The sequence below is a fragment of the Gilliamella apicola genome (assembly GCF_003202655.1).
In the GTDB taxonomy this organism is placed as follows: Bacteria; Pseudomonadota; Gammaproteobacteria; order Enterobacterales; family Orbaceae; genus Gilliamella; species Gilliamella apicola_R.
Window position 1 is genome coordinate 702311 of the sequence record NZ_QGLR01000009.1, and the last position, 17530, is coordinate 719840.

General features: G+C 32.8%; 14 protein-coding genes and 1 other RNA gene. All 15 read left to right on the forward strand.

The genetic code is table 11. The features are described from left to right. The first annotated feature begins 6 nt into the window (after positions 1–6). The 15 genes from DKK70_RS07875 (at position 7) to DKK70_RS07950 (ending at position 17521) form a co-directional block, all read left to right on the forward strand. Entirely contained in the window at positions 7–1413 is a 1407-nt protein-coding gene (locus DKK70_RS07875; RefSeq protein ID WP_110433477.1) for a hypothetical protein, read from the forward strand. After that, entirely contained in the window at positions 1406–2293 is an 888-nt protein-coding gene (locus DKK70_RS07880) for a carbohydrate kinase family protein (RefSeq protein WP_110433478.1), read from the forward strand. Before DKK70_RS07875 ends, DKK70_RS07880 begins: the two co-directional genes overlap by 8 nt. A gap of 291 nt (positions 2294–2584) precedes the next feature. Then, positions 2585–4510 carry a threonine--tRNA ligase gene (gene thrS, locus DKK70_RS07885; RefSeq protein ID WP_034882135.1) on the forward strand — a complete coding sequence of 642 codons (1926 nt, stop codon included), beginning with the start codon at positions 2585–2587 and terminating at the stop codon, positions 4508–4510. Between the two features lie 27 nt (positions 4511–4537). Continuing rightward, positions 4538–5077 (forward strand): translation initiation factor IF-3, encoded by a 540-nt coding sequence (gene infC, locus DKK70_RS07890; RefSeq protein ID WP_034882134.1) that lies wholly within the window; start codon positions 4538–4540, stop codon positions 5075–5077. An 83-nt stretch (positions 5078–5160) separates the two neighbouring features. Then, positions 5161–5358, forward strand: a complete 198-nt coding sequence (gene rpmI / locus DKK70_RS07895) for a 50S ribosomal protein L35 (protein WP_034882133.1) — start codon at positions 5161–5163, stop codon at positions 5356–5358. Between the two features lie 31 nt (positions 5359–5389). Further along, entirely contained in the window at positions 5390–5743 is a 354-nt protein-coding gene (gene rplT, locus DKK70_RS07900) for a 50S ribosomal protein L20 (protein ID WP_024496189.1), read from the forward strand. 67 nt (positions 5744–5810) lie between these two features. Continuing rightward, complete coding sequence (pheM, locus tag DKK70_RS17500) at positions 5811–5867, forward strand: pheST operon leader peptide PheM (RefSeq protein ID WP_122983220.1); 57 nt, start codon at positions 5811–5813, stop codon at positions 5865–5867. 81 nt (positions 5868–5948) lie between these two features. Next, the gene (pheS, locus tag DKK70_RS07905) at positions 5949–6932 is read left to right on the forward strand and encodes a phenylalanine--tRNA ligase subunit alpha (RefSeq protein ID WP_034882132.1); all 984 of its coding nucleotides are present in this window, start codon (positions 5949–5951) and stop codon (positions 6930–6932) included. Positions 6933–6948: 16 nt separating this feature from the next. Beyond that, on the forward strand, positions 6949–9336 hold the full coding sequence (gene pheT, locus DKK70_RS07910; protein WP_110433479.1) for a phenylalanine--tRNA ligase subunit beta: 2388 nt from the start codon (positions 6949–6951) through the stop codon (positions 9334–9336). A gap of 5 nt (positions 9337–9341) precedes the next feature. Then, entirely contained in the window at positions 9342–9635 is a 294-nt protein-coding gene (locus DKK70_RS07915; protein ID WP_034882129.1) for an integration host factor subunit alpha, read from the forward strand. Positions 9636–9777: 142 nt separating this feature from the next. Then, positions 9778–9873, forward strand: an RNA gene (gene ffs / locus DKK70_RS07920) — signal recognition particle sRNA small type. 212 nt (positions 9874–10085) lie between these two features. Beyond that, positions 10086–10955, forward strand: a complete 870-nt coding sequence (gene htpX, locus DKK70_RS07925) for a protease HtpX (RefSeq protein WP_110433480.1) — start codon at positions 10086–10088, stop codon at positions 10953–10955. A 98-nt stretch (positions 10956–11053) separates the two neighbouring features. Continuing rightward, positions 11054–13000, forward strand: coding sequence for a peptidase U32 family protein (locus DKK70_RS07930; RefSeq protein ID WP_110433481.1), 1947 nt, complete (start codon positions 11054–11056; stop codon positions 12998–13000). 2707 nt (positions 13001–15707) lie between these two features. Beyond that, positions 15708–16421, forward strand: coding sequence for a helix-turn-helix domain-containing protein (locus DKK70_RS07945; protein ID WP_110433483.1), 714 nt, complete (start codon positions 15708–15710; stop codon positions 16419–16421). Between the two features lie 47 nt (positions 16422–16468). After that, a complete protein-coding gene (locus tag DKK70_RS07950; RefSeq protein WP_110433484.1) occupies positions 16469–17521 on the forward strand; it encodes a YdgH/BhsA/McbA-like domain containing protein in 1053 nt (350 codons plus the stop codon). Positions 17522–17530: the final 9 nt, after the last annotated feature.

Below are 17530 nucleotides of genomic sequence, written 5' to 3' on the forward strand. Positions count from 1 at the left end.
AGTAAAATGAAAAAATGTACTTTGATGTTAAATAATCCAGATGGCATTAGTCGACAAAATGAACCGGTAATCACCCGTCTTTTTTTTAAACAACAGCCAATTGATCCTACTCAAGTAAAACTCGTCGATGAAAAAGGCGATATTGTGCCACATCAACTATTTGATGTGGTCTATGATGAAACCAATCGGTTAATCACTGCCTGTTCAATCGCTTTTATAGTAACCAATTTAAATCAATTAGTTGAAAATTATACTTTATATTTAGATTCGCAAGCCCAATTGAATAATTTAAAGGGTATAACACAATTAGATACTACATTGAAAGATGGAATTAAAAGACTAGATACTGGGCATTATGTTTTAGAATTATGTCGTGGAACTGCTGACGGTACTTCATATGGAAAATGGGGAATTCGTTATTTTGCAGCTAAAGCAGAAGGGCGTAATTTAATTAAAGATTGTTCTAATGCTATTGGTGGATTTTATGGACCGTTTTTTACGCCAGCAAATGGCTTAATTAATCCCCCTGAACACACAGTTGTAGATTGTCAAACCGAAGTTGAAGGCCCTATCTATTGTCGCTATCGTTTCAATGGTAAAATTCCAAATGGCTTAGATCCAGCTTTACACAATAAATCATTTTCAATTGTGTGGGAGTTTTTCTATCAATCACCATGGTTTAGACGTACTTATCATGTTGATGATTTTGAAACTTCTGTTGATGGTATGCCAGTGATAAATAAGATTACTGTTGGTGATGAGTATGAGAGTGGCCAAAATAATGTGGTATTCTCTCGCTTTGCTAGTTATGGTGGTACTTATTATCGGCAGGGAGATCTGTATGCTAACATTCTAGCTGATGAAGTGAATCGAATTTTATCTCAACCGCTTGATAAACTTTCTCCAAATGCAAGACGCTATCGTGAATCAATAGGCGATAACATCAATGCAGTATCTTGGGATTTCTTTTGGCGGCTATTTTGTGTTAAAGAAGGTATCTTGAGTGATGAAGAAATAAAAGCACATGTTAAAACGATTTTACGTAAAGCACATCATGTAGTTCATAACAGCGATCGAAATAAAGCCGTATTATTCGCCAAAGAGGTCGATGTTAACAGTGTACCTGAACAGACTATTTTTCCACTTGCGGCAAATAAAACGGCTGAAATTAATCCGGAATCAGGGTATGCTATGGTCTGGTATACGAGCAATATTGTCGGACGTTATCAAATTGTGCAACGTAAAGATTCAGGTTGGGTGAATTGGGGGACAAATGGTGAAAATGAATACCCTGAATTACCAACCGGATCAACTATATATACGGCATATGGTCAATTTGATGATTGGCAAAAGCAAGCTGACAGTATGGAAAAAAACATTGATGTCAAACAAGGACTAATTGAAGATGAATGACATAAAAGTTGTCGCAATAGGTGAGTTTTTATGGGATTGTTTACCTAACGGAAAAAAAATTGGCGGGGCAGCTGCCAATTTTTGTTATCATGCGAAATCAGCTGGAGCAAACGCAATTTTGGTTTCTGCCATTGGTGATGACGAAAATGGTAAGGAATTAAGCAATCAACTTGAAAAACTACAAATTCCCCAACAACTTCAAATATCAAAAAGTTATCCAACAGGAACGGTATTAGTCAAATTGGATTCAGCAGGGAAACCAACTTATGATATTGTTAATCCTGTTGCTTGGGATGATATTCAGTTAACTGAGCAGCTATTAGAACTTATTAAACAAGATGATTTAGATGCAATTTATTTTGGTAGTTTAATTCAACGCAATCAACATAATCATGAGTTACTGAAAAAAATTATCACTTATCGATCACCAAGAACCAAACTCATTGTTGATATTAATTTGCGTCAAAACCATTATAATAACTCGACTTTACTTTTGTGTATTGAACATGCCAATATCTTAAAGTTAAATGATGAAGAATTACCAATTATTGCCGATTTGTTAAAAATAAATTCTGAACCAAAAGTACTTTTTGATTATCTTAACCAGCATTATCAACTTGAGTTATTAATTTATACTTGTGGTAGTGATGGCAGTCACCTAATCACAAAAAGCGAGCAAAACTATCATCCAGCAGAGAAAATCACTGCGATTGATACTGTTGGTGCTGGTGATTCATTTATGGCTATTAGTAGTGTGCTATATTTAAAAGGTAAGGAATTAAAAGAAATTAATAGTAAAGCAAATCATATGGCTGCTTACGTTTGTACTCAAAGTGGTCCTATGCCAATTATACCAGAAAGTTATTTAGCTGAATTATAATTTCTATAGGCCTAGCCTTATGTTAAACCACTAAAGCTAGGCTATTTAACTTCTTTATTTAATTTCTAAAATATAGATTCAATTAATATTGATTTAACTTTCAAAATAAATTCATTTTGACAATTATATTGCCCTGAAAATAACATCCAATAATAAGATCAATTAAGTCTAATTTTAAATCAAGTTTAAACCTATTTTAAATCCTGATGATAAGTGATAGTATACTCCGTCTATTTATTTATGTACGCATGTGCGCTTTCGTGTGGCGCACCACTGTTATAAGGATTTATTATGCCAATTATTACTCTTCCTGACGGAAGTCAACGTCAATTCGATAAACCGGTTTCTGTATTAGAAGTTGCTCAAAGTATTGGAGCAGGGCTTGCTAAAGCTTGTATTGCTGGTCGTGTTAATGGCGAGCGTAAAGATGCGTGTGATGTGATTGATCAAGATGCTACCTTAGCTATTATTACCGCAAAAGATGAAGATGGGCTTGAAATTATTCGTCATTCATGTGCACATTTATTAGGTCATGCTATTAAGCAATTATGGCCAAATACGCAGATGGCTATAGGACCAACAATTGATAATGGCTTTTATTATGACGTTGATTTAGATCACTCTTTAACGCAGGAAGATCTTGATGCTTTAGAAAAACGTATGCATGAATTGGCCAAAAAAGATTATGAAGTAAAAAAAGAAGTAGTAAGTTGGGAACGCGCTAGAGAAGTATTCTGGGAACGTCATGAACCATATAAAATTGCTATTTTAGATGAAAATATTCCTAAAGATTCTACGCCGGCACTTTATCATCACGAAGAATATATTGATATGTGCCGCGGGCCACATGTACCTAATATGCGTTTTTGTCACCATTTTAAATTGCAAAAAATCGCTGGAGCATATTGGCGTGGTAATAGTGATAATAAAATGTTACAACGTATTTATGGTACTGCATGGGCGGATAAGAAACAACTTGATAGCTACTTACAATTTTTAGAAGAAGCGGCTAAACGCGACCATCGTAAAATTGGTAAACAGCTTGATCTGTATCATATGCAGGAAGAAGCACCTGGTATGGTATTTTGGCATAATGATGGTTGGATTATTTTCCGTGAACTTGAAGTTTTTGTGCGTACCAAACTAAAAGAATACGATTATCAAGAAGTGAAAGGTCCATTTATGATGGATCGCGTATTATGGGAAAAAACAGGGCATTGGGGTAACTATAAAGAGTTAATGTTTGTTACTTCATCAGAAAATCGTGAATACTGCATTAAACCAATGAACTGTCCGGGCCATGTACAGATTTTTAATCAAGGCCTAAAATCATATCGTGATTTACCATTACGTATGGCGGAATTTGGTAGTTGTCATCGTAATGAACCTTCTGGATCTTTGCATGGTTTAATGCGAGTTAGAGGTTTTACTCAAGATGATGCACATATCTTCTGTACTGAAGGTCAAATTCGAAGTGAAGTTAATAACTGTATCAAAATGGTTTATGATACTTATAGCACATTTGGTTTCAAAGACATCACCGTTAAATTATCTACTCGCCCAGAAAAACGCATTGGTAAAGATGAAACTTGGGATTTAGCTGAGAAAGATTTAGCTGAATGTTTAACTGAAAATGGCATTGAATTTGAGTATTTACCTGGTGAAGGTGCTTTTTATGGACCAAAAATCGAATTTACGCTTCATGATTGCTTAGGTCGTGCATGGCAATGTGGTACTATTCAACTCGACTTTATGTTGCCCGAACGTTTAGATGCAACATATGTTGGTGAAGATAATGAACGTCATGTTCCGGTTATGATTCACCGAGCAATTTTAGGTTCTATGGAACGTTTTATGGGAATTTTAACAGAAGATTGTGCTGGTTTCTTCCCAACTTGGTTAGCACCATTACAAGTTGCTGTTATTAATATCACCGATAATCAAGCTGATTATGCCAAACAATTAACCGAACAACTACAAAAAATCGGTATTAGAGCAAAAGCAGACTTGAGAAATGAGAAAATTGGGTTTAAAATTCGCGAGCATACTCTAAAACGTGTTCCTTATATGTTTGTTTGTGGAGACAAAGAGATGGAATCAGGAACAATTTCAGTTAGAACTCGCCAAGGTAAAGATCTTGGTAGCTTTGAAGTGAAACATGTTATAGAATTATTGCTTAATGAAATTCATAGTCGTTCATTAGAACAGATGAATTAATGATAAATTACTTTGGAGGAATGAGATATTAAAGTCAGTAAACGAATTCAGTCAACACGCGCGCATAAAATCAACGATGAGATTACCGCTCGCGAGGTGAGGTTAACCGGCGTCGATGGTGAACAGCTCGGTATTGTTAGCTTAGATGAAGCTTTAAAGCAAGCTGAAGAAGCAACGTTAGATTTAGTTGAAATAAGTCCTAATGCAGAGCCACCTGTTTGTCGAATTATGGATTATGGCAAGTTCCTCTATGAAAAGAGTAAAGCAACAAAAGAACAGAAGAAGAAGCAAAAGGTTGTTCAGGTTAAGGAAATTAAATTCCGACCTGGTACAGACGAAGGCGACTATCAGGTAAAACTCCGCAGCCTGATACGCTTTCTTGAAGATGGCGATAAAGCTAAAGTTACGTTGCGTTTTCGTGGACGTGAAATGGCTCACCAACAGTTAGGTACTGAAATGCTTGATCGCATTAAAGAAGACTTAGCTGATTTGGCGGTAATTGAATCTTATCCAACTAAGATTGAAGGCCGTCAAATGATTATGGTGTTAGCGCCGAAGAAGAAGTAATGGTTTTGCAAGTTAATCTTTAGTTTTCTAAAAATTACACCATTATTTTATTTTTATTAACAATGCGAAGTGGGAATTATAAAATGCCTAAAATTAAAACTGTAAGAGGCGCAGCAAAGCGCTTTAAAAAAACAGCTTCTGGTGGCTTTAAGCATAAACAAGCTAACAAGAGCCATATCCTAACTAAAAAATCAACTAAACGTAAACGTCATTTACGTGGTTTGACTACTGTGTCAAAAGGCGATTTAGGTTTAGTAGTGGCGTGTGTTCCATACGCTTAAATATTGATTAATTATTTAGAGGATATAGTTTATGGCTCGTGTTAAACGTGGTGTTATTGCTCGTGCACGTCACAAGAAAATTTTAAAACAAGCAAAAGGGTATTATGGTGCTCGTTCACGTGTATATCGTGTTGCTTTCCAAGCAGTAATTAAAGCAGGACAATATGCTTACCGTGACCGTCGTCAACGTAAACGTCAATTCCGTCAATTATGGATTGTACGTATCAATGCTGCTGCTCGTCAATGTGGTCTTTCTTATAGCCGTTTCATTAATGGTTTAAAGAAAGCTTCAATTGAAATCGATCGTAAGATCCTTGCAGACATTGCAGTATTTGATAAAAATGCATTTGCTGCATTAGTTGAAAAAGCAAAAGCTGCACTTTAATAGCTTTATAAGAGCCGAGTTATCTCGGCTTTTATGTTTTATAATCTTAATTATTTAAGAGTTGATTATGAATCTAGTTATCTTTCGTTTCTTTTTTAGCTTCAGTATTGCTATTCGTTCATGAGGCAAATGAAAAACGAAAAATAATTATAAAAGCCTCAGAAGAGGCTTTTTTTATGTAATAAATAATAAGCAGGAGAACTGTATGTCTCAATTAGTTGAACTGGTAAACAATGCCAAATCTGCTATTGAAAGTGCTAACGATATTAATACCATCGAGCAGATTCGTGTAGAATATTTTGGTAAGAAAGGCTATTTTACCATGCAAATGGCTTCTTTACGTGATGTTTCCGCCGATGAGCGACCAGCTGTAGGTCAGAAGATTAATGATGCTAAACAACAAGTTATTGAATTATTAAATCAAAAGCGTAATTTCTTAGAGCGTCAAGCTCTTAATGCAAAACTAGCAAATGAAACTATTGATATCACACTTCCAGGCAAATCACTTGAATTAGGTGGATTACATCCGGTTACTAAAACAATTAATCGTTTAGTGGAATTTTTTGGTGAACTAGGTTTTGTGGTTGAGACTGGACCAGAGATTGAAGATGATTATCATAATTTTGATGCATTAAATATCCCAGCACACCATCCTGCTCGTGCTGATCATGATACCTTCTGGTTTGATGCAAAACGTTTATTACGTACCCAAACTTCAACAGTTCAAATCCGAACTATGGAAAATCAAAAACCACCAATCCGGATCATTGCCCCAGGAAGAACTTATCGTAATGATTACGATCAGACCCACACGCCAATGTTCCATCAAATGGAAGGTTTATTGGTTGATAAAGATATCAGTTTTACCCATTTGAAAGGCTTGTTACATGATTTCCTTCATTGTTTCTTTGAAGATAATATGGAAATCAGATTTAGACCAGCATATTTCCCTTTTACGGAACCTTCTGCAGAGGTGGATATTAAGGCTAAAAATGGTAAATGGTTAGAAGTCTTAGGTTGCGGTATGGTTCATCCTAATGTATTACGCAATGTAGGGATAGATCCTGAAGTGTATAGTGGTTTCGCATTTGGAATGGGAATAGAGAGATTGACCATGTTGCGTTACGGTGTCACTGATTTACGTTCTTTCTTTGAAAATGATTTACGTTTTTTAAAACAATTTAATTAATTCTGGAGATCAAAACATGAAATTTAGTGAAAGTTGGCTACGTGAATGGATCAATCCAGAAATAAGTAGCGAAAAACTTGCTGACCAGTTAACTATGGCTGGTTTAGAAGTAGATGATATTGAAAAAGTTGCTGGTGATTTTACCGGTGTAGTAGTGGGTAAAGTTGTTGAATGTAAACAACATCCTAATGCTGACAAATTACGAGTGACCAAAGTAGATATTGGTAAACCAGAATTATTGGATATTGTTTGTGGTGCACCTAATTGTCGTCAAGGTTTAACCGTAGCTTGTGCCACAGTTGGCGCTGTATTACCTGGTGATTTTAAAATCAAAGCAGCAAAACTTCGAGGTGAACCATCGGAAGGGATGTTGTGTTCTTATTCTGAGTTAGGCATTTCCGACGATCATAATGGAATTATTGAATTACCAGAGGATGCCCCTTTAGGACAAGATATACGACAATATTTAAATTTAGATGATGTAATGATTGATATTAGTGTAACACCAAATCGTGCTGATTGTTTCGGCATCATTGGTGTTGCAAGAGATATTTCTGCTGTGAATAATATTCCAGTTAAAGAATTGAAAACTCAAGAAGTTACGCCTACTATTCAAGATACTTTGTCAATACAAGTTAATGAAGCTAAAGCTGCCCCTCGGTATTTAGGCCGAATCATTAAAAATATCAATGTTGATGCAACCACGCCACTGTGGATGAGAGAAAAATTACGTCGTGGTGGTATTCGTTCTATCGACGCAATTGTCGATATTACTAACTACGTCTTATTAGAACTTGGTCACCCAATGCATGCGTTTGATTTAGCCGAGATAGAAAAGGGCATAGTTGTTCGTTATGCGAATCAAGCAGAAAAACTTGTGTTACTCAATGGTAATGAAGTTGAACTTAATGAAGAAACATTAGTAATTGCCGATCATCAAAAAGTTTTAGCTATAGCTGGTATTATGGGTGGGGAAAAATCAGGTGTTACTAATACAACTAAAGATATCTTCCTTGAATCAGCATTCTTTTCTCCTTTAGCTATAACAGGAAAAGCACGTGAATATGGCTTACATACTGAAGCCTCTCATCGATATGAACGAGGTGTTGATCCTTATTTACAATCAACTGCAATCGAAAGAGCAACTCAATTGATTGTTGATATCTGTGGTGGTGATGTTGGTCCAATCATTGAAGTTACCAACCAACAACAACTTCCTACTCAAGCTACAATTCAATTACGTAGAAATAAAATAGATCGAATTATTGGTTATTCAATTGAAACTCAAAAAATTACCGATATTTTAGTTAGATTAGGTTGTGAAGTTTCTTATAACGAAAACGTTTGGACGGTGAAATCACCTAGTTGGCGATTTGATTTACAAATTGAAGAAGATTTAGTTGAAGAAGTCGCTCGGATTTATGGCTATAACAACATTCCTAATGTAAATTTGAAGATTGAATCTGTAATGAAGCCAAAACCAGAAAGTATAATTCCTTTATCTAGAGTAAAAAATTTATTCGTTGATAAAGGTTATCAAGAGGCTGTGACTTATAGTTTTGTTGATCCTAAAGTTCAACAAGCATTACATCCACAACAAGCACAAATTACATTACCAAACCCAATTTCGAGTGAAATGTCGGTTATGCGTCTGTCCTTATGGTCTGGATTATTAGATGCAGTGTTATACAACCAAAACCGCCAACAATCTCGAATGAGATTATTTGAAACGGGTTTGCGTTTTATCCCTGACAGCTCATGTGAATTTGGTGTTCGCCAAGAATTGATGCTTTCCGGTGTTGTGACTGGTAGCCTCTATGAAGAACACTGGACATTACCTAAACAACATATCGATTTTTACGACTTAAAAGGGGATTTAGAATTACTATTCTCTCTTTTAGGTTGTAATGATACAGTCGAATATAGAAAATCAGAACTTGAGGCATTACATCCAGGCCAAAGTGCAGCAATTTACATAAATGACGATCTTATCGGCAATTTTGGCGTTTTACATCCAGAAATTGAAAAAAAATTATCTTTAAATAGTAAAACGCTTGTTTTTGAAATAAATTTAGATAAAATTAATGGCAAAAGAGTTCCTGTTGCTCATGAATTATCTAAATATCCGTCTAACAAGCGTGATATAGCTGTAGTCGTATCAAATACAATACCAGCAGCAGATATTATTACTGAGTGTAAGCGTGCTGGTGGTGAACAGCTTATAAAAGTTAATTTATTTGATGTCTATCAAGGTGAAAATATCGAAAAAAACCAGAAAAGCCTTGCTATCAGTTTGATTTTACAAGACAAATCACGTACACTGGAAGAAGAAGATATAACAAACATTGTAAGCAAATGTATTATTGCTTTACAAAATCGTTTTAATGCCCAATTAAGAGAATAATAATTATGACATTAACTAAAGCTGATATTGCAGATCGACTTGCCGATAAATTTGATATTGATCGTCAAGAAGCTAAAGTCCTAGTTGAACTTTTTTTCGAAGAAATTCGAGTTGCTTTAGAAAAAGGTGAGCCTGTTAAACTTTCTGGATTTGGCAATTTTGCTGTTCGTGATAAAAATTCACGACCAGGTCGTAATCCGAAAACCGGGGAAAGTGTTGATATCTCAGCTCGACGAGTTGTGACATTTAGACCTGGTATTAAATTTAGAGAACGAATCGAGAAAAATTTAACTTTATAAATTAAATTAGTTCTTAAATTTCGTTTCGTAAGTAATAGCCTTTCTGTTGTTATTACACGACAGAAAGGTTAATTTTTTTTATAAAAAAGTATTGTAATAAATTGCTAATTAAAGCATAATACTGCCTCTTCAATGGAGGCTCTATGGGTCCTCTTGCAACATTTTTTTGCTCATCAGGTCAGGTCCGGAAGGAAGCAGCCAAAGTAAAAAATATGTGTGTGGGATGTGGCTGATAGGGTCTCCTCCAAAAAAGTTAAAACCTGAATCCTAACATTAAGTTACTGCTCCCCATTGTGGTGTTGGCTATTCAATAGTCATTTAAATTATCCTTTAAAAATTTCCTATCAAAGAGGTTGTAGTAACGAAACATTTTTGCGATCATATTTTAAATTTTATTTATTTTATTAAGTAAAATTATTTATTTTAGAAAAAAGTATTGAGGAATTATTTATGATGCGAGTTGGATTATTCATCCTAACTAACTTAGCTGTTATGTTTGTATTTGGTATAATTTTAAGTATTTTTGGGGTCAATGCTCATAGTACATTAGGATTACTCATATTTGCAGCTATTTTTGGTTTTGGTGGTTCTTTTATTTCTCTACTTTTATCCAAAACAATGGCTCTACGGGCTGTAGGTGGGAAAATAATTACAGATCCTCGCAACGCTCAAGAACAATGGTTAGTGGATATTGTTAGTCGTCAAGCTAATATACTTAAAATAAAAACCCCAGAAATTGCAATTTATCAAGCTAATGATATTAATGCATTTGCAACAGGAGCAACAAAAAATAATTCATTGGTGGCAGTAAGTTCTGGTCTATTGTCAGCGATGACCCAAGACGAAGCTGAAGCCGTAATAGGGCATGAAATGAGTCATGTAGCTAATGGTGATATGGTGACTATGACACTTTTACAAGGTGTACTTAATACTTTTGTTATTTTCATTTCACGAATAATTGCTTCAATGGTAACAAAAGTATTGGAAGAGAAAAGTGAAGGACTATCAACTTTGGCCTATTATGTTATCGTTATGATTTTTGAGACAATATTTGGTATTTTGGCAAGTATTATTGCTATGTGGTTTTCACGTTATCGAGAATTTCATGCCGATGCAGGTTCAGCCAAATTGGTGGGCGCAGCTAAAATGATTGCCGCATTAGAGAAACTAAAAATAAGCCATGAACCCAACGAAGAGGCCTCAATATTGGCATTTTGTATCAATGGTGAAAAGAAAGCTAAGTTCTCTGAATTATTTTTATCACATCCACCTTTAGATAAACGTATTGAAGCACTACGTAATCAATCTTACATTGATTAAAAAATTTGATTAAAAAAACACTAATGGCAAATATTTATCCTATTTGCCATTTTTATATTGTAATTATCATCTAATGCTATATTTCCAGAGAATTTTATATGTATCGGCAACATATCACTAACAATAAACTAGAATTACTTAGTCCAGCAAAAAATATAGAAATTGCAAAAGAGGCTATATTACATGGAGCTGATGCTATTTATATCGGCGGTCCTCATTTTGGTGCTCGTCATAATGCAGGTAATTCAATAGATGATATTGCTAAATTGGTTGAATTTGCTCATCATTTTTATGTCAAAGTTTTCGTCACTTTAAATACCATCCTTCATGACAATGAACTTGAAGCTGCAAGACAACTAATTTGGCAGCTATATAATGCCGGTGTAGATGCTTTAATAGTTCAAGATATGGGCATATTAGCCATGGATATTCCACCAATCGATCTACATGCTAGTACCCAAATGGATATTCGAACGCCGGAAAAAGCTAAATTTCTCTCAGATGTTGGTTTTTCTCAAATAGTTTTAGCTAGAGAACTAAATTTAAGCGAAATAGCAAACATCCATCAACAAATTGATGCCAATATTGAATTTTTTATTCATGGAGCACTATGTGTTGCCTTTTCTGGTCAATGTTATATTTCTCATGCTCAAACAGGTAGAAGTGCTAATCGAGGTGATTGTTCTCAAGCTTGTCGATTACCATTTACATTGAAAGACGATCAAGGTCGAATTGTAGCATATGAAAAACATCTTTTATCAATGAAAGACAATAACCAATCTGACAACTTAATCCAGCTAATACAAGCAGGAGTAAGATCTTTTAAGATTGAAGGTCGGTATAAAGATTTAAGTTATGTGAAAAATATTACCGCATTTTATCGTAAAAAATTGGATGAAATTTTAGAAAAGAACACAGATTTTATAGCAGCATCAAGTGGCAAAACTGAACACTTTTTTACTCCTGATCCAAATAGAACATTTCATCGAGGATCTACCGATTATTTTGTTCGTGGTAGACAACCCAACATTGGTGCTTTTGATTCTCCTAAATTTATTGGTTTACCTATAGGTGAAATCATAAAAATTGCTAAACAATCAATTGATATCAAATCAGAAAATACGTTAATCAATGGTGATGGTTTAAATGTATTAATTAAACGAGAAATTTTAGGTTTTAGAGCAGATAAAGTAGAAAAAATTGCTAATAATCTTTATCGAGTATTTCCTAATGAAATACCTAATGCCTTACATTCCATAAAATTACCTTATCAAATTAATCGTAATTTGGATCATAATTGGCAACAAATTTTATTAAAAGAATCAAGTTCTCGCCGAATCGGTGTGAAGTTTGAGCTTAAAAATAGCGCAAATAGTATACAATTATTCGCAACAAGCGAAGAGGGTTGTTGCGTTAATATTGAACTAAAAGGCCAATTTGAACTCGCCAAACAACAAGATAAAGCACTTAATACTATTAGAGACAGTTTATCTAAGTTAGGCCAAACATCATATTATCTATCGGAAATCATTATTAATTTAAAAAGTATCTATTTTATTCCGAGCAGTCAATTAAACCAATTAAGACGAGATATTATTGATAAATTAACATTAGAACGATTAAATCATTATTGTAGAAATAACCGTAAACCAGAAGTTTACCCAGCGCCAACATATCCAGAACAGCAATTAAGCTTTTTGGCTAATGTTTATAATCATAAAGCTCGTGAATTTTATGCTACACATGGCGTGAAATTGATTGATAGTGCCTTTGAAGCGCATGAAGTTAAAGATGATGTGCCTTTAATGACAACCAAGCATTGTCTTAGATTTGCGTTTAATTTATGTCCCAAACAAGCAAAAGGCATTCAAGGAGTTAAAACCAAAGTAACTCCAATGAAATTGGTTCAGAATAATAATGAAGAGTTAATCCTAAAATTTAATTGTAAGGCTTGTGAAATGCAAGTTTGGGGTAAGATTAAAACACATATTTTTAAACAATCGCCTCCAGGTAGCGAACTGATTTTATTGGTAAAAAATAATTGATTTTGTTATTAAAATGTTGTTATTAAAAAGTAATTATTGATGAATATTTAGATGAATAATAAATTAGGTCTTAGTTCGTAATAATGTGATATATTTAACATAATATACATTATTCTAACTACAACATATTGATTTATATTAATTTATTTTAAAAAGGAAAGGGCGGTAATATTCCTTCTTATAGTAACTTAACAAGGGAATAGAACCATTATAATTATATTTTTCATTTTATTGTTTTATCATATTGACCAATATGCGGTATTGGAATTAATAAATAAAGGCAAATACTGCCTTTTAAATTTATTCCTAATTATCCCTCCATACTTAATATCCACTGAGACATTTTGTTTAAAATTTTATGCTTTAATAATGTCGCTAGCTTTAATGGGGGAATTAACAATTTTACAACATTTGTCATAAGGTAAATTTATGCAAATAATAAATTTAGTGACAATAATATTGTATGTTTTTGCTAGTTTAAAAAATAATAAAAGGTTAAAAATTGCATTATATACAGAAATTTAATTTATCTAATTAGATGATAATTATATATTTATTTAACTATTATTGATAATAAATTACATAGGAAGAAGATAAAAAACAGTTGAATATCGAAGTTTATTCAAAAAAGAATTAGAACACCATCTTGAATTTTGTTCTGAACAAATAGCGTTTTATTTTTTAGTCAAGTAGATGTATTGTGTAACCATCTCTTAAAATAGTACATAAAAAAGTGGCAAATTCTCGATAATATTTTTAAGGAGAATTTCAGTATGAAAAAAATTATCAGGGCTCCAAAATAGTCTAGATATTATTAAAAAAAGCTAAAGCAGGTGTTCCTGTTAAAGAACTTTACCGTCAATATACTATGGCAATATATTTTTATAAATGGCGAGATAAATATAGTAGTATGCATTTTTCGGATATTAAGCTGTTAAAAACAACTGGAAACTGAAATCGAAAACTCAAATACATGTATATCTAATTAAGTTTAACTTCTCGGTTTCAGCAAGAAACAATAAAAAAGCTATAGTGTTACTTCAGCTCGTAAGAACAGATAAGTATTTTGGAAATCAGGAAACTGGGATATACGTGGAATCATAAAGGGGGTTATCGGCTTTATCTTTAATAAACAATTGTACAACATTATTCAGAGCCATTATAAGTACCAAGTAGTCTAAGAGAATGTTGGTCAATGGATTTTATGTGTGATAGTAATGAAAATTTCGTCGATTTATAATCTTTAACGTTATTTTATCGGCAGGTAGAGTTACCCGTTATTTAGACAACCTAGCGAATACTATGGTTATTATTAATTAAAAATACACGTTGATAATGGGGCAGAATTTACCTCAAACAGATTCATAAGCTCGACATAATCACATGGAGTCCCCCTAGATTAAATTAAACCAGGTCATCCTTATCAATACGGCTATATAGAATAATTGAACCCAACATATCGAAAAGATCTGAACAACTAAGAAAAATAATCGAAAAGAAGTTAGAGATGTATAACACAGAAAGACCGCATAAAGTAATAAATAATATGCTAGCAATTAAATAATAGAAACATGATTTTCTACTCGGTTTGGATACTAACAATAGAGTATTTATAATATTTTACTTAAATAGCTAAAATAACTAATGTTTATTATAAATTAATGCACATAATAAAAATACATTATTATGTGCATTAAAGAAATTAACAATTATGATACTGTTTTTTTCTCTTTGAATTGTGTTTCCAGCTTTTTAACAATTTATATGCGTTTGAACTATAATCATCATACGGATTGGGTAAATTTTTTCCTCTTGATGTTCTAATTTTTAGTTTATAGCGCTTATATTCAATTATATGAAGAAAATAAGCACTTTTTTCTTGTTTGGTACTAAAACATTTAAATATATAATTACGAAGATAAGGGTAATATCTTACTGGTTTATCTTTTTCGTTATATGTAATTTCATAATTATTTCGATATTGCTGTTTAAACTTCAAAATATTTTCTCCTAATGTATTAAAATACTTAGAAGAAAACCTCTTTATAATAATTCATAAAATATTCCTTTATAATTGATTAAAAGTGTTGGGTTAAAAAATCATAACATAATTGAGTATCTCTCTGTAGAACTTTAAAATGTCATATTCACACATTATTAATTATTAAATGACTGTTATCAATATGAGCAAAATTTACTATCGATTGGTTTGAGTAAGTTTGTTTAAGTAAGCTGCAATTACAGAATCTACAACAACAGAAAAATAATGTAATATCGATGTATAGAGTTATTGATATTATTTTTTTTAAACGATGCCCAGCTTGGTATTAAGAACCAATATCATTTTATGATAACAATGAAAAACTTTTGTTATTTAAATTTGCATCATAACTTTGGCTGCTTATAAATATATATTAGTTCGCATAATGTATATTATGTTAAATAATAAATATTAAATAGAATTCATTAAATGAATTATCTTCAATAATCAACTTTAAATCTGTATAACACTATTTTTTTTCAATAAATTGATTTATATTATTTAAATAACTTATTTTAATGACAAGTTATAAATTTAAAGGTGATTTTCGATTCCTTTTCTTTTTATTGAATTATAAAATAAACAAGAAATGGGTAGTTTTTGTTTTTTCGCAATATATGGTACCCTTATCACCCCCAAATTTATTGCGTTTATATTTAGGATAATATGCATAGTATTTATAAGACATTACGTTCCAATAGTTATTCTGTTCCTTGTGAGTTATGTAGTATTAGCGGACTTTGTGTTCCAAGGTTACTCAACAATACATTAAGTAGTGTTTTAGAACGTAAAAAATCTTATTCCAAGGAAGAAATAATAGTTAAAGCAAAAACACCATTAAAAAAATTTTTCATCGTTCACTCTGGTGCTCTCAAAACTTTTGTAACAACACCTGAAAATAATGAACAAATTAATGGATTTTATTTACCCGGAGATATTGTTGGATTAGATGCTATTTCAACAAAAATTCATAATAATAATATTCAAGCGTTAAGCAATACCTTAATCTGTGAACTCGATTATGATGAATTGATGAACATGATTGATACTCATAAAGATGTTAGAGATTTAGTATTGAAATTACTAAGTGCTGATATTTATAATTATCAAAAATTGGTTCTATGTTATTCTCAGAAAAAATCCGATGAACGTCTCGCCACTTTTATTTACTCTCTTTATCTTCGATATCAACAAAGAGGACATACGTCTTTAAGCATAAAATTAGCAATGAGTCGAGCTGAAATAGCTAATTACTTAGGATTAACCATTGAAACTGTTAGCCGTAATTTATCAAAAATGCAAGAGCAAAATATTTTAACAGCTAAGGGGAAATATATATATATTAATAATTTGGAAGCTTTAATAGATTTAGTAAATTGAATTTATTTGTGCTAAAATAATGGAAAATTTATTGTAAGGTTTTTTATATGACAAGTTTAAAAAAAACAATTATCGCAACTACTGTCGCGCTTGTGCCTTTTTGTTCTTTTGCTGCCCAGCAATTAACTGAAGAACAAGCCAACAGTATGCAATCTTTTAAAAGTATCACTATTCGTGGTGCATTTTATACAGATAGCGATTACGTTATGGCTATGTCAAAAGCTGCAGATAACGAGGGAGCGGCTTCTTTTTATATAACAACAACTAATATTAGTCCTTCTAATGATACATTACGTATTGTTTATGCAAAATTATACAAATCAGATGCACCTAAAGCTGTCGAAAAAACAGAAACTTTACGTAAATTTGAAGGCGTATATGAATATCCAAAATCAAAAGCTATTCGGTTAGAACCATTTAATATTGTGCGTATCCGTGGTTACTTCCCAACTGATTATGATATAAATCAAGCTATAGCTAAAGAAGCATCAGCTCAAGGTGCATATGGTTTCTATATCGATTCTCGCTCAGAATTAGGGAGTAATTTACAAATAGCTGCTTATTTGTTTAAAAAAGATGCTCCAGAACGTAAGTTACAACCTGAAAATGCAATCCCTTATGATTCTGAGGCTGGTCAATTGGCCTTAGCTCAAGGTGGTGAAGCTGCAATGCAAGTTGAAAAACCTGGTTATTATTCCCCTTCTGCATTCAATGAAAAATATTATGCAGATAAATTTAACAATAAAGTTATTGAAAAAAATACAACTACAACCTCAACTACAGCCACAACGGCTAAAGTTGCAACACCTTCAGATAATGGAACAAGCAATCCTGTCGTTACTGAACCTCAAAGAGTTAATCGTTACACGGTAACTTTGTCTGATGGGCGGAAAATTCAGGAACTTAATGACGCAACTGCTGCTAAGATGGTTGCTTTTGATACAATAAAATTCAGAGGATATTATGTGACTGATCAGGAAATTTCCTATCAGGCCGGAAAACGTGCTATTGAAGGCGGAGCAAAATATTACCACATAGCTCGAATTGCTCACGATTCAAAAGGACCAAATATCACAGTATTTGTTGATCTTTATAAATAATAAAAATGG

Bases quoted from the DNA above. Each gene is read 5' to 3' on its own strand.
- DKK70_RS07880 (WP_110433478.1), top strand. From the start codon at position 1,406: ATGAATGACATAAAAGTTGTCGCAATAGGTGAGTTTTTATGGGATTGT.
- rplT (WP_024496189.1), top strand. From the start codon at position 5,390: ATGGCTCGTGTTAAACGTGGTGTTATTGCTCGTGCACGTCACAAGAAA.
- DKK70_RS07945 (WP_110433483.1), top strand. From the start codon at position 15,708: ATGCATAGTATTTATAAGACATTACGTTCCAATAGTTATTCTGTTCCT.
- pheS (WP_034882132.1), top strand. From the start codon at position 5,949: ATGTCTCAATTAGTTGAACTGGTAAACAATGCCAAATCTGCTATTGAA.
- DKK70_RS07930 (WP_110433481.1), top strand. From the start codon at position 11,054: ATGTATCGGCAACATATCACTAACAATAAACTAGAATTACTTAGTCCA.
- DKK70_RS07950 (WP_110433484.1), top strand. From the start codon at position 16,469: ATGACAAGTTTAAAAAAAACAATTATCGCAACTACTGTCGCGCTTGTG.
- rpmI (WP_034882133.1), top strand. From the start codon at position 5,161: ATGCCTAAAATTAAAACTGTAAGAGGCGCAGCAAAGCGCTTTAAAAAA.
- thrS (WP_034882135.1), top strand. From the start codon at position 2,585: ATGCCAATTATTACTCTTCCTGACGGAAGTCAACGTCAATTCGATAAA.
- DKK70_RS07875 (WP_110433477.1), top strand. From the start codon at position 7: ATGAAAAAATGTACTTTGATGTTAAATAATCCAGATGGCATTAGTCGA.
- htpX (WP_110433480.1), top strand. From the start codon at position 10,086: ATGATGCGAGTTGGATTATTCATCCTAACTAACTTAGCTGTTATGTTT.
- pheT (WP_110433479.1), top strand. From the start codon at position 6,949: ATGAAATTTAGTGAAAGTTGGCTACGTGAATGGATCAATCCAGAAATA.
- DKK70_RS07915 (WP_034882129.1), top strand. From the start codon at position 9,342: ATGACATTAACTAAAGCTGATATTGCAGATCGACTTGCCGATAAATTT.